The organism is Novosphingobium marinum (genome assembly GCF_013408095.1).
Classification (GTDB): Bacteria; Pseudomonadota; Alphaproteobacteria; order Sphingomonadales; family Sphingomonadaceae; genus Novosphingobium; species Novosphingobium marinum.
Genome location: NZ_JACBZF010000001.1, coordinates 625,892 through 639,453 on the forward strand (window position 1 = coordinate 625,892; position 13,562 = coordinate 639,453).

A 13,562-nucleotide genomic window follows, 5' to 3' on the forward strand; every position below is an offset into this window, starting at 1 on the left:
GGTTTGTCTGGCTATCAGGCCTGCGTTTCGGCGTAGGCCAGCCAGAGGTTGGCGACCGGAGCACGCGACCCGTTCACCTTGGTGAAGCTGTCCTTGGCCTCGGCAATCTTGCCCTGATCGAGCTGGGCGATACCCATACGCGTATAGATCAGGTCGCGATCGATCTGCCCGCCGGCGGAAAGGGCGGCTGCGTAAAGCTCTTCGGCCTGAGCCGCATCGCCATAGTTGAGAAACGCGTCGGCCAAAGCCTGCGCCGAGCGTCCGTTCGACTTGGCCGAAGCGACATCGCCGCTGAGCGACGCCTTGTCGGAAGCCACACGACCGCTGGCGGTCTGGCGCGATTCCTTGATCCACTGTTCGGACCCGTCGAGGGCTCCCTTCGAGACGCCCTTGTCGATGATCCGCACGACTTCGCCCGGGAAACGACGGGGATCGGCGGTTTCGATGTATTCCTTGTACTCGTTGCGGGTGTACTGAGCATCGGCATCGAGTGCGCCGCTGCGGTCCATCAGACGGAACAGGTCGAGCGAAATCTGACCGTCGAACTGGTTGAACGAACGAGTCATCTGCGCCGCATTGAGCCAGTTCAGAGGCGTCGGATCGGCCTGCGCCTGCATCGTCGCGAGCTCGGCGGCTTCCTTGCCCATGTTGGCCTTGTAGGCGATCAGGCTGCCACGCGAAGTCCAGTCCGCGGGGACCGGCTGCCCGGCCGCCTTTTGCGTCGCAATAAGCTCCTTGAGCGCCGCGATCGCCTGGGCGGGCTGGCCCGCGTCAGCGTAGGACTGAAGCATGAGCGGAACTAGGTTGGATTCGGAATATCCGCCCGCCTTCGCGGCCTTGAGGGCGCTGGCAGCAGTCGCGTATTCCTTGTTCGAGTAGGCGAAATTGCCGAGGTAGTACTGGAACTGCGGAACCTTCGCCGCCTCGAGCTGGCCGCTGTCGAGGATCATCTGCACACCGCGCTGACGCAGCATCATGTCCTCGCCGAGCGTGCCGAGGTTCAGGAGGAACTGTCCCGCCGTCATCATGTCCTTGGGGGTCGAGGCAGCGGCTGCCGCGGCTTCGACCTGCGGCTTCAACGCGGAGACGGCAGCCGAAACGTCGGCACCGCTGTTCTTCTGCGTTTCAATCTGTCCAAGCCCTTCCTGCACAGGCTGCGCGGCCGCGACGAACGGCTTGCTGAAGCCCTTCTGCGCATAGGCTGGCGTCGAAATCGTCGCACCACCGGCAACGACGCCGAATGCGAGCGCCGCTCCCAGTGCGGAGCGCGAAACAAGCTTGCCGAATTTGAGCTTGCCGTGACGGATCATATCGATACTCTCCTCAATCGTTCGGCTGCGCGGCTAAATCGTGCGGAACAGCCCCTTGAAACTTCCGGCCAAGCAGATGGCGATCAAACGCACGCTTGGCAACAGGCTCCTTGTATAGCGCAGGCGCACTGAACCCTGATTGAATGCGCTTCGTCCCGCACGTTCAGGAAGGGGCGGCACTTGTGGAAAAGACAAGCGCACAAAGGGCGTTCACCCGCGCCTCGCTGGTATTTGCCGCACCTTTGGCCTAGGGCCGGAAGACCGACACATTCCCGTCAACAGAAGAACGAAAAAGCGGCGTGAGCGACGACACCGATACTATCGATTCCCCAGGGCCGGCAGGCGAATTCAGCCGGATCGACATCGTCGATGAAATGAAGACGAGCTATCTCGATTACGCGATGAGCGTGATCGTGGCCCGGGCGCTGCCCGACGTTCGCGACGGCCTGAAGCCCGTCCATCGCCGTATCCTGTTTGCAAGCCAGGAAGGCGGCTTCGTCGCCGGCAGGCCCTATCGCAAGTCCGCAAAGATCGTGGGTGACGTGATGGGTAACTATCACCCCCACGGGGATTCGGCGATCTACGATGCACTTGCACGCATGACGCAGCCGTGGTCGATGAGGGTCCCCCTGATCGACGGTCAGGGAAATTTCGGGTCGATGGATCCCGATCCGCCAGCCTCGATGCGCTACACCGAAGCCCGTCTGGCGCGGGTCGCCAACACGCTGCTCGACGATCTCGACAAGGATACCGTCGACTTTCACGACAACTACGACGGTTCGCGGCGGGAGCCGGAAGTGCTGCCCGCGCGCTTCCCGAACCTTCTCGTCAACGGCGCAGGCGGCATCGCCGTGGGCATGGCTACCAACATCCCGCCGCACAATCTGGGCGAAGTGATCGATGGTTGCCTTGCCTACATCGAAAATCCTGCAATCACGTCGGAAGAACTTTTCGAGATCATTCCCGGTCCGGACTTTCCGACCGCACCCCTGATCCTCGGGAAGTCGGGCAGCCGAAGCGCCTACATGACCGGGCGCGGCTCGGTGCTCATGCGGTGCCGGCACGAGATCGAGGAAGGGCGCGGCGATCGCCGCTCGGTCATCCTGACGTCGATGCCCTATCAGGTCGGAAAGTCCAACCTGGTCGAGAAGATCGCCGAAGCCGCCAAGGAAAAGCGGATCGAGGGGGTCTCGGATATCCGCGATGAATCGAACCGCGAAGGCGTGCGCGTGGTGATCGATCTCAAACGCGACGCAACGCCGGAGGTCGTGCTCAATCAGCTTTGGCGGCACACCCCTGCACAGTCGAGTTTCCCTGCCAACATGCTCGCCATTCGCGGCGGAAGGCCCGAAGTCCTCGCCCTGCGCGACATCGTCCAGGCCTTCATCCATTTCCGCGAACAGGTCATTACCCGGCGGACCAAGTTCGAACTGAACAAGGCGCGCGACAGGGCGCATATCTTGCTTGGACTCGTCGTAGCGGTTTCGAATCTCGACGAGGTCGTGGCGATGATCCGCGGGTCGTCGAATCCGCAGGAGGCGCGCGCCAAGCTGCTCGGCAAGGAATGGCCGATCGGCGACATTGCACAGTACATCCGGCTCGTAGAGGCCATCGAGCCGACCGACGAACAGGAAGGCGGAACGTACAAGCTATCCGAGGCGCAAGTGAAGGCGATCCTCGAATTGCGCCTTCACCGGCTGACCGCCCTCGGTCGCGACGAGATCGGCGACGAGCTGAAGGAACTGGCCGAGGCGATCGCCGGCTACCTCGCCATCCTCGCGGACCGGGCGAAGCTCTACGCGGTCATGCGCGACGAACTCGTCGAGGTGAAGGACAGCTACGCAACACCCCGCGTGTCGGAGATCACCGGAGCCATCGAGGGGATCGAGGACGAGGACCTGATCGAGCGCGACGACATGGTCGTGACCGTGACGATGGACGGTTACATCAAGCGCACGCCGCTTTCGACGTTCCGCGCCCAGCATCGCGGCGGCAAGGGTCGAGCGGGCATGGCGACGAAGGACGAAGACGCCATCAGCGACATGTTCGTCACCAGCACGCACAACCCGGTGCTGTTTTTCTCCACCTCCGGCAAGGTCTATCGGCTCAAGGTCTGGAAGCTTCCGGAGGGAGGCCCCGCGACACGTGGGCGACCGATCGTGAACCTGCTGCCCGCGCTGGAACCGGGTGAAACGATAGCCACCGTGCTGCCGCTTCCCGAAGACGAAGGCACCTGGGGTGCGCTCCACGTCGTCTTCGCAACTGCGAAGGGCAGCGTGCGTCGCAACAGCATGGATGCCTTCACAAACGTTCCGTCGAACGGCAAGTTCGCAATGCGTTTCGAGGACCCGGAAGCCGATCGCCTGATCGGAGTACAGCTTCTCGATGCGAACGACGACGTCCTGCTGGCATCCCGGCAAGGCAAGGCGATCCGCTTCGCCGGCGACGACGTGCGCGAATTCCAGTCGCGAACCTCCACAGGCGTGCGCGGCATGATGCTCAGGGACGGGGACGAGGTCGTTTCGCTCTCGATCCTTCACCGGGTCGGCACGACGCCCGAAGAGCGTGAGAAGTACCTTCGTTTTGCTCCGTGGAAAGGCGAGAAGGAAGGCGAGTGCGAGCTTGCCGCAGATCGCTTCGCTGAGCTCGCCGAGGGTGAACAGTTCATCCTTACCGTTTGTGCAAACGGTTATGGCAAGATTTCATCTGCGTACGAGTACCGCCGCATCGGACGTGGCGGCCAGGGCATCGTCAACATCGACAATATCGATCGCAATGGCCCGGTCGTGGCCAGCTTCGCCGCGACGAAGGAAGACGAGCTCATGCTTGTCACCGATCAGGCCAAGTTGATCCGTATCAGTCTCGATTCGCTGCGCGTGATCGGGCGTAACAGTGCAGGCGTCCGGCTTTTCGATGTCTCGCCCGGTGAGCAGGTCGTGAGCGCCGTGCGCATTGACGACACCGCCTCTCCCGAAAACGACGCCGAGGAAGCGATCATCGAGGAGCGGGTCGGCAAGGATGCGCCCGAAGCGACCATCCCCACGACACAGGACAGGGACGACCCTCCACCGACCGACATCGTGGGCGATGAGGACTGACTTCAGTTGTGCGGGCGCCCGCTCCATTGGCGCAGCGTCTGGATCATGCCGGTGCATATGAGGAACATGCCGGCGTAGAAGAGCGGCCAGGCGATGCGGATGCCCGTCGCGCCGTAGGACAGCGGCCCTTCCCCGGCAAATGCCACAAGCTGGGACAGCACGACCAGTACCGCACCCGTTCCAACCCGGTATCGCGGGAATGCACTGGCCCACGCCGCCGCTCCCGTCCCTCCGATAACGATGCCGTAGCTTGCAAGCGTCCAGGCAAGGTCTCGATCCGCAGGGACGAACCAGAAGATTGCCGGCACCAGAAGCAGCAACGCGGTGGCGGCAGCCTTCTGGGTGGCCGTAAGTCGCTCTCGTGGATTCCTGAGGAAGAGGCCGATGAGTAACGCGAAGCCTACGACGTGCGCCAGAAGCCCGGGATAGAGCCAGAAATCCATGCTCATCGTTCCGATGCCGGAGAATATCATTCCGCCTGCGACAAGCCTTGCACCGCTGCCCGGAAAGCGCAGCAGGGCATAGATCGCGAGCATCGCGAAAGGCGCGCCTTTCAGCGCGATGAGATAAAGGCCTGGAAAGTCGCTTTCAGCAAGCAGCCAGTAGGCAAGCGCCGCCACGACACTGCCAAGCAGCCAGGGCCGCCGTTCGGCCAGAGCTCGTTTTGACATCGTCGATCCCCCCTTCCCGTCCTGCTAGGCCTTGTCCGACACCCCTTACAAGCATTAGGCGCATTGCAATGAGCCATGACGTTCACATTATCGGCGGCGGCCTCGCTGGGAGCGAGGCGGCCTGGCAACTCGCCCGGCGGGGTTTGCGCGTCAGGCTCTCAGAGATGCGGGGCACCGGGGAGCGCACGCCTGCCCATCAGGGTGATGGCCTCGCAGAGCTGGTTTGCTCGAACAGTTTCCGCTCGGACGATGCCGAGAAGAACGCGGTTGGGCTGCTCCACCAGGAAATGCGCGAATGCGGTTCGCTGATCATGGCGGCGGCCGAGGTGGCCCGCGTTCCGGCTGGTTCCGCGCTCGCCGTCGATCGGGACGTGTTTTCCGCCGAAGTGGAGAAGCGACTCAATGCCCTCCCGACCCTCGAAGTCGTTCGTGAAAGGGTGGACCACCTGCCCGATGCCGGCCTTACCATCGTCGCGACCGGACCGCTCACGGCACAAGCGCTCGCCGCGAGCATAGGCGTTGCTACGGGCAAGGACAGCCTCGCGTTCTTCGATGCCATCGCACCGATCGTTTACCGCGACACCATCGACATGGACATCTGCTGGATGGCTTCGCGCTGGGATAAGGGCGATACCAGGGATTACATCAATTGCCCGATGGACAAGGAGCAGTACCTCGCCTTTCGCGAAGGCCTGCTTGCCGGCGAAAAGACCACGTTCAAGGAGTGGGAAGCGAGCACGCCCTATTTCGAAGGGTGCATGCCGATCGAGGTGATGGCCGAACGTGGCGAGAACACGCTGCGCTATGGCCCCATGAAGCCTGTGGGGCTCGACAATCCGCGCACCGGACGCTGGCCTTACGCCGTCGTGCAGCTTCGTCAGGACAACAAGCTGGGTACGCTGTGGAACATGGTGGGGTTCCAGACCAAGCTGAAGCATGGCGAGCAGGTTCGGCTGTTCCGCACAATCCCAGGCCTCGAAATTGCAGAATTCGCGCGTCTGGGAGGTTTGCATCGCAACACGTTCCTCAACTCTCCGCAGTTGCTGGACCGCCAATTTCGACTGAAGTCCGCCTCGCATGTCCGCTTTGCCGGTCAGATCACGGGTTGCGAGGGATATGTCGAAAGCGCTGCCGTCGGGCTGATGGCTGGGCTCATGACGGCGGCGGAGCTTTCGGGCTCGTTCTGGCGCGCGCCGCCACCGACGACGGCAATGGGCGCCCTGCTCTCACACATAACCGGCGATGCAGAGGCAGACGACTATCAGCCCATGAACGTGAACTTCGGCCTGTTTCCACCCCTGCCCGACGTGAAGAAAAAACAGCGCAAGGAAGCCTATACCTCGCGCGCGAAGCAAGACCTGGGCGCCTGGCTCCCTACGATTTCTTCTCCCGCGCAGGTCTGACCTAGCAGCGGCAGGACGGCTTCCTGGTCCGCCGTTTCGGACGGGTAGTCGCGAACTCATCCGGTGTCAGCGAGAGGTCTCCGTCGGCGTCGGCCTCTGCGAACTTGCTGCCGGTCGCGATCGCCCATTCCTCGAACGTCAGCAGGTTGTTGCCGTCCGTATCCAGGCGCTTGAACGAGGACGTCCGGCGCGACATCATCTCGTTGCGGGTGATCCGTCCGTCGCTGTCACGGTCATAACTGGCAAAGCGCCGCTGCTCGCGGGTCAGCTCGGTAGCTTCCGGCGGCGCCGGTCCGACTAGATCCGCCACATCCGCGCTGGGCAGTGCATCGGGAGCATTGCGGCTTGCGGATGCGACGTCTTCGGGCGGCGGCGGTAGCCCGACCTCGGTCGCGGCGCGTCCCTGCCACCAGAACACACCGGCAGCGACAAGGAGGAGCGCGGAAAGCGCGCCCAGCAGTACACGGTTCATTGCTTGCCCCTTTTGCCCTTCCATTCAGGGGTCTAGCGTCCGACCAGTCCGATGCGCAATGCCTTGAGAAGCGCCGAGGGCGGCAGGTCGTCGAGACTACGCCCGCTGTCCATCGCCTTACGGGCAAGCCCGTGAAGCAGCGCGAGCGGACGCATCGCGCGCGGGAGGCGTATCGGACCGAAAGCAGCCTTTCCTGCCAGTTCGCGAAGGGCAACCGTCTCCTCTGGCGCGCTCACCCGCGAAAGCAGATCGGCAAGCGCCCATTCCCGCCCGGCCACTTTGCATTCTTCCCTGGCATCGTCGGCACCAAGGAGGATGGCGAGTGCGCCGAAAGCGTCGCCGCGAGCGGATGCAAGCGCCGAGAAATCGTTTGCCGGCAGCGGCCCTTCCCCGGCCAGATGCTCCCATCCGTCGACAAGGCCTCCGAGCGCTCGGGCCTGCTCCCGCCAGGCCTTCAGGGTCGCCAGGAGCGGCTCGCCTTCGGGCCAGTCGGAAATCGGTTTCGCGAATTGATCGCGCCACCATGCGAGCCTCAACTGCGCCAGCATCGGTTCGCTAGCTGAGCGGACGATCCCGGCCAGCCGCGCATCCAGCGCCAGCAGCCCAAGCGTTTTCTCCCGAGCTACTTTCGGTGCGTACGAGAGCGCGAGCCGGGAGAGAACGGGGAGCTCTTCGACAGAGGGATACACGTCGCTCATGCCGCGGCAACTTTCCGGAGAGCAAAATACTGTTCAGAAATGCGCATTTAGCACCTGTTAACCGTAATCGTTGGATTCGCGAAAACCAGACCTGCCTATTCCGTGGAAACTCGTAAGGGGCATTTTCGGGAATCGCATATGTTCGAAAGGCTACGCCGGATATTGCGCGAGGTACGCTCCGCCCGGAGCGGCAACGCGACGATGATGGTCGCTATCGGCGTTCCCGCGCTGATCGGCGGGTCCGGCCTCGCCGTCGACATGTCCCAGTGGTACATGTGGAAGCGCGAACTGCAATATGCCGTGGACCAGGCTGCCCTTGCAGGCGCATTCGCCCGCCTGAGCGAGGATACCGAAGACGATTATTCGGACCGGGCGATCCAGGAATTCAGTGCGAACATGGCCGTCGCGTCGGGCGCTGCCACTACGCCCAACGTGATCCTTGCGAACTACAACGGCGGTTCGAACAACAGCGTCATCGTCCGGGCACAGGTCAGCGACACGCTGCCGTTCTCGAGCTTTGTCACCGGTCGCGGTGTTGTGATCGATGCAACGGCGCAGGCTTCGTTCCGCCGCGGTGCTCCGTTCACCAGCTGCATCATCGCCGTCGATGACGACGAAGAGGGCGCGATCACCATCGGCGGCAGCGTCAAACTTGCCGCGCGCTGCGGAATCGCGGCGCTTTCGAACGCGGCAGAAGCCGTAACGATCAACGGCAACCCCGAAGTCGATCCGGGCTGGGTCGTCGCAAGGGGTGGCATCGACGACTGGCTGGGTGAAAACACCGATGCCGAGATCCACGAGTATGTCGACGACCTGACCGATCCCTTCGCGGACCTTACTCCCCCGAACGATCCCACCGAGAGGACCTACAGCAAGAACCAGGACTGCAAGGGCGGCACCAACACGACGACGACCGGTACCGAGACCACGACCACGACGGTCAACGTCTACACCGGCGACAAGAAGAACGAGATGACGCTTTACAGCAGCACCGTCGACGGGCCTGTCACGCGAAACGTCAACCGCCCGGCCTACAAGCACGAACAGAGCGGTCAGTACACGGTCACCGATACCGACGAGAACTGGGACGATCGCGGCAACAGCCAGTCGCCGCGCTACATCATGACCCAGACGACCACGACCATTGAGAAGAACGTCACGGTTTCCACGACCAGCCAGTCCGATATCGCCACGATCAATCCCGGAACTTACACCGATTTGACGCTTCAGTGCGACACGGTGCTCAACCCGGGCATCTACGTCATCGACGGTGGCAATTTCGAAACCAATGCGCAGTACAGCGTTCAGGGCAACGGCGTCATGTTCGTGCTCAAGAACGGCGCGGGCATGCGCATCAACGGCGGAGCGTCGATCAACCTTACTGCCATGACCACGAGCCAGCTCCTCAACATCTACGCCGATCCGCCGCTCGACGCGGCTACGGCCAACGGTCTCGAGGGCATGCTGTTCTTCGAGGATCGCTCGTCCAGCGGCAACAACGGCAACCTGATAGCCGGCAATGCCAACACCGTGCTCAACGGCACGATCTACATGCCGGTCAGCGCCATGGACTTCCGCGGGACCATCACCGTTACCAGCCAGTGCCTGATGATTGCCGCCAACACGATCAGCCTCCTGGGCAACGTAAACATGGAAACCTTCTGCCCGCCGGGTATGTTGGAGGATACCACGATCTCCAGCGGCGCCGGCCAGGTAAGGCTGGTCGCTTGACCGCCTTTCCTGCCTTGATCCGGCGGCTGCGCCAGGACGAGCGCGGCGCAATGGCGATCGAGACTGCGCTCGTCGCGCCCGTGCTGATCCTCATGGCGGTCGGGAGCTTTCAGATCAGCTCGCTCGTCGCGCGCCAGACCGAATTGCAAAGCGCCGCTGCCGAAGGAGCGGCTATCGGCCTTGCTGCCCCGCCCGAATCGCAAGCCGACCTCAACACCGTGCGCGATATCATGAAAGCATCTACCGGCCTCGGAAACGAGGATGTCACGGTGTCGATGGTCTATCGCTGCGGCAACGCGACCGCCCGCGTAACCGACCCGACGTCTTGCGGAAGCGGCGTGAAGGTGTGGACTTACATGAACATCCGGCTGCAGACGACGTACTCGCCGATCTGGAGCAAGTTCGGCATCGGCTCCGACATCAGCCTCGACGTCGACCGGGCGGTGCAGATCTCGTGATGCGCGTCCCTTCCCTGCTGCGCCGGCTCGCCCGTGACGAGGGCGGATCGACGGCCGTCGAGTTCGGCCTGCTCGGCACATTCATGATCGCGCTGCTGCTCGGTGTCCTGCAGATCGGGATCGCCATGCAGAACTACAACGCGCTGCGCGGTATCTCCGCCGACGTATCGCGCCATGCAGTCGTTCAGTACCAGAATGACAACGAGCTCACGAACACGGAGATCGAGACCTGGGCGCGCGCGCGCGCGACGAACCCGCCCTACGCGCTTCCGGCCACCGGCATGACCGTTACGGTCACCACTGCAGCCAACCAGCGGGTTACCGGCGCGCTGGAGCTGAACCTGTTCATCCGGACCAAGGTTACGAGCCTTCTGGAGCTGATCGGCATCGATGACTTCCACATCTCGTATTCGCGACCGATCTTCGTCGTGAACAGCTGACGCCCGTCCGGCCAAAAGTGTTTCCAAATTAACCATTGCCGTTGAGCAAGCCGTTACGCGCGCGACCTATTGCAGTGGATGATGAACGGGATTCTGCCCTCTTCGACTCGCAAGACGCTGCATTCCTGCAAGCGGTCGACAGTGCGCCTGCTCTCGCGTCTCGCGCGCGATCGCTCGGGCAACACGCTGATGATGGTCGCCGCATCGGCCGCGCCGCTGCTCGCGATGATCGGCGGCGGAATCGACATGGGGCGCAGCTACCTGTCCGAATCGCGCCTTCAGCAGGCATGCGATGCAGGCGTACTCGCCGCGCGCAAGAAGCTCGGCTCCGCGGTGGTCACCGACGGCAACGTCCCGAGCGAAGTCGGGGACGTCGGCTATCGCTTCTTCAACCTCAATTTCCGCGACGGTGCCTATGGCACCGAGAACCGGCAGTTCACGATGTCGCTGGAACAGGATTACTCGATCAGCGGCACTGCCACCGTCGATGTGCCGACCACGATCATGCAGATCTTCGGCAACACGAACGTGCCGGTCAGCGTGAACTGCGAGGCGCGACTGAATTTCTCGAACACCGACGTGATGATGGTGCTCGATACGACAGGGTCCATGGCTCAGACAAATCCCGGCGACCCCGATACGCGGATCGGCGTGCTGAGGACAGTCGTGAAATCGTTCTGGAATCAGCTCGAGGGCGCCAAGGCCCCGGGCATCCGCATCCGCTACGGCTTCGTACCCTATTCAACTAACGTAAACGTGGGTCACTTGCTCGCGGACGACTGGGTCGTTGACACCTGGACCTACCAGTCGCGCGAATTCGACCACGAGGTGACTGAGCCCGGCACAGGAACGCGCACCTACTGGGACAATTTCTCGTACGTTTCCGGAAGCCAGAACATCTTCGTCCAGGATTCCTATCCGGCAACCTATCATCACCCCTCGTTCGAGTATGGCTCCGGTTGGTACAGTTGCGACGAGCCCGCGCCGAACGCAACCGGGTACAGCGCAAACTACACGCTCATCTCCGAGACAACCGACGGCACCCGCACGATCCGCCACTATCGTCGCGTCATAAACGGCACGAACTACTGGGTCTCGCGCTCGGGCTCGACCTGCAACGTCGTGAAGGCCATCTACGACAACTATACCGACGAATTCGACGAAATTACCGAGCCCAAGCCGGGGAATACCGTAACGTACTGGCGCTATGCCCCGCTTTCGCGCGACGTGAGCAACTGGCGCTCCGAAACCGCAGGCTGCATCGAGGAACGCTCGACCTACCAGATCGACGATTACAGCAACGTCGACTTCACCCGCGCGCTCGATCTCGACCTCGACACGGTGCCGACTGCGGGAAATGCCGATACGCAGTGGCGCCCGATGTATCCGAACATAATCTACATCCGCAAACTCAACAGCGCGACCTCGAACGCCTTCTCGATCCCCGAGGACGTCGACAAGAAGAACTACTTTCAGCCGAAGCAGGCCCCCGGCCTGATCGCCTGCCCCACGCCGGCCCGCAACCTTGCCGAAATGAACGAGGCAGCGATCGACTCCTACCTCGCGAGCCTTAGCGTCAGCGGCCAGACCTATCACGATATCGGCATGATCTGGGGCGGACGTCTGATTTCGCCGACCGGACTATTCTCGACCGAAAATGCCGACGAGCCGGGGCGTCCGACCAGCCGTCACCTCATTTTTCTGACGGACGGCGTCACCCAGCCGCTGGACATCGCGTACAGTGCGTACGGCATCGAACCGCTCGACACGCGTCGCTGGGACAAGACAAGCTCGGACTCGCTGCCGGAAACGGTCGAGGCGCGCTTCTCGGTCGCCTGCAACGAAGTGAAGAAGCGCAACATCACCGTCTGGGTCGTCGGCTTCGGAACGGTGATGACCGATATGCTCAAGACGTGTGCAGGCGATGGGCACTGGTTCCAGGCGGACGATGCCGCGCAACTGAACGACGTCTTCAACAAGATCGCCAAGGCGATGGGCGACCTGAGGATTTCCAAGTGATCCGCCGTCGCGACATCGTGCGCGACCGCAGGGGCACGGCGGCGGTCGAGTTCGCGCTGATCGCGCCGGTCTTCTTCATGCTCCTGCTCGGCGTCTTCGACATGGGATACAACATGTACACCGCCTCGCTGTTGCACGGCGAAATCCAGAAGGCCGCGCGCGATTCCACGATCGAGGGCGCTGCGTCGAGCACGTCCGGCCTCGACAACGAAGTAACCAAGGCGGTCCGCAATCTCGTGCCGGGATCGACCATCAATTTCGCGCGCAAGTCCTATGCTGACTACACCGACGTGAGCAGGCCTGAGGACTTCATCGACGGCGATTCCGATGGGGTATGCAACAACGGCGAGACTTTCGAGGACGCCAATGGAAACGGCACATGGGACGCCGACAGAGGCTCGACCGGTTTGGGCGGTGCTCGGGACGCGGTCCTTTACGAGGTCACCGTAAGCTACCCGCGGCTTTTCCCGATCTGGAAGCTGATCGATCAGGATCGCAACTTCAGCATGACCGCGCGGACGGTCCTGCGCAACCAGCCCTACGATCTCCAGGGCGACCGTGCGGCCACCGGAACATGCTGATGCGTCGACTTCGTCGCCTGCTCGGCAGGCTCTCGGGCAATTCCTCGGGCGTTGCGATGACCGAGTTCGCGCTGTCGCTGCCCTTCATGATGACCGCAGGGCTGTGGGGCGTCGAACTTGCGAACTATGCGCTCATAAACATGCGGGTCAGCCAGATCGCTATGCAGCTTGCCGACAACGCCTCGCGCATCGGCGACACCTCCAACCTCGACAATCGCAAGATCTACGAGGCGGACATCAACGACCTGCTCCTCGGTGCAAGCCTCCAGGGAGGCAATCGCCTCGAGTTCTTCGAGCACGGTCGCGCCATCATCAGCAGCCTCGAGGTCCATCCCGACCACGATGACGACCGGCAGTACATCGCCTGGCAGCGCTGCATGGGGAAAAAGAACTACGATTCGAGCTACGGTGTCGAAGGCGACGGAGCGGACGGCTCGCTGGACGGAATGGGACCCGAAGACGAGGAAGTCATCGCGTTCGAGGGCGAAGCCGTGATGTTCGTCGAAGTCGCCTACGATTACCAGGCGCTTATTTCACCGACCTTCGTCGGAGAGCCCGAGATCAGATCCATATCGTCGTTCACGGTCCGCTCGGATCGCGATCTCAGCCAGATATACCAGCGTCCCAGCGCATCCGATCCGGTCGCGCGCTGCGACGTCTACGTAAACACGGTCTGACTTC

At 62.4% G+C, this 13,562-nt stretch carries 12 protein-coding genes; 8 read left to right on the forward strand and 4 right to left on the reverse strand.

Features of this window, described 5'->3' with window-relative positions; all coding sequences use genetic code 11:
* Positions 1–14: 14 nt before the first annotated feature.
* A complete protein-coding gene (locus FHS75_RS02920; RefSeq protein ID WP_179406205.1) occupies positions 15–1,310 on the reverse strand; it encodes a hypothetical protein in 1,296 nt (431 codons plus the stop codon).
* A 299-nt stretch (positions 1,311–1,609) separates the two neighbouring features.
* On the opposite strand from FHS75_RS02920, the gene gyrA reads away from it, so the two are divergent.
* Complete coding sequence (gyrA, locus tag FHS75_RS02925; protein WP_179406206.1) at positions 1,610–4,408, forward strand: DNA gyrase subunit A; 2,799 nt, start codon at positions 1,610–1,612, stop codon at positions 4,406–4,408.
* 2 nt (positions 4,409–4,410) lie between these two features.
* Here the strand turns inward: gyrA and FHS75_RS02930 are convergent, their stop codons facing one another.
* Positions 4,411–5,079, reverse strand: a complete 669-nt coding sequence (locus FHS75_RS02930) for a lysoplasmalogenase family protein (RefSeq protein ID WP_179406207.1) — start codon at positions 5,077–5,079, stop codon at positions 4,411–4,413.
* Positions 5,080–5,147: 68 nt separating this feature from the next.
* Between FHS75_RS02930 and trmFO the strand changes: the two genes are divergently transcribed.
* Positions 5,148–6,482, forward strand: a complete 1,335-nt coding sequence (gene trmFO / locus FHS75_RS02935; protein WP_179406208.1) for a methylenetetrahydrofolate--tRNA-(uracil(54)-C(5))-methyltransferase (FADH(2)-oxidizing) TrmFO — start codon at positions 5,148–5,150, stop codon at positions 6,480–6,482.
* Position 6,483: 1 nt separating this feature from the next.
* Here trmFO and FHS75_RS02940 read toward each other — a convergent pair whose 3' ends face one another.
* Positions 6,484–6,954: an EF-hand domain-containing protein gene (locus tag FHS75_RS02940; protein WP_179406209.1), complete on the reverse strand. Its 471-nt coding sequence runs from the start codon at positions 6,952–6,954 to the stop codon at positions 6,484–6,486.
* Positions 6,955–6,986: 32 nt separating this feature from the next.
* The gene (locus FHS75_RS02945; RefSeq protein WP_179406210.1) at positions 6,987–7,652 is read right to left on the reverse strand and encodes a hypothetical protein; all 666 of its coding nucleotides are present in this window, start codon (positions 7,650–7,652) and stop codon (positions 6,987–6,989) included.
* 138 nt (positions 7,653–7,790) lie between these two features.
* Between FHS75_RS02945 and FHS75_RS02950 the strand changes: the two genes are divergently transcribed.
* The 6 genes from FHS75_RS02950 to FHS75_RS02975 all read left to right on the forward strand — a co-directional run bounded on the left by FHS75_RS02950 (position 7,791) and on the right by FHS75_RS02975 (position 13,558).
* Positions 7,791–9,383, forward strand: coding sequence for a TadE/TadG family type IV pilus assembly protein (locus tag FHS75_RS02950; protein WP_179406211.1), 1,593 nt, complete (start codon positions 7,791–7,793; stop codon positions 9,381–9,383).
* On the forward strand, positions 9,380–9,841 hold the full coding sequence (locus tag FHS75_RS02955; RefSeq protein ID WP_179406212.1) for a TadE/TadG family type IV pilus assembly protein: 462 nt from the start codon (positions 9,380–9,382) through the stop codon (positions 9,839–9,841). The genes FHS75_RS02950 and FHS75_RS02955 overlap by 4 nt, the downstream gene beginning before the upstream one ends.
* Entirely contained in the window at positions 9,841–10,281 is a 441-nt protein-coding gene (locus tag FHS75_RS02960) for a TadE/TadG family type IV pilus assembly protein (protein ID WP_179406213.1), read from the forward strand. The genes FHS75_RS02955 and FHS75_RS02960 overlap by 1 nt, the downstream gene beginning before the upstream one ends.
* 81 nt (positions 10,282–10,362) lie before the next feature.
* On the forward strand, positions 10,363–12,300 hold the full coding sequence (locus FHS75_RS02965; protein WP_179406214.1) for a TadE/TadG family type IV pilus assembly protein: 1,938 nt from the start codon (positions 10,363–10,365) through the stop codon (positions 12,298–12,300).
* Positions 12,297–12,881 carry a TadE family protein gene (locus tag FHS75_RS02970; RefSeq protein WP_179406215.1) on the forward strand — a complete coding sequence of 195 codons (585 nt, stop codon included), beginning with the start codon at positions 12,297–12,299 and terminating at the stop codon, positions 12,879–12,881. Before FHS75_RS02965 ends, FHS75_RS02970 begins: the two co-directional genes overlap by 4 nt.
* Entirely contained in the window at positions 12,881–13,558 is a 678-nt protein-coding gene (locus FHS75_RS02975; RefSeq protein ID WP_179406216.1) for a TadE/TadG family type IV pilus assembly protein, read from the forward strand. Before FHS75_RS02970 ends, FHS75_RS02975 begins: the two co-directional genes overlap by 1 nt.
* The last annotated feature ends 4 nt before the right edge of the window (positions 13,559–13,562 follow it).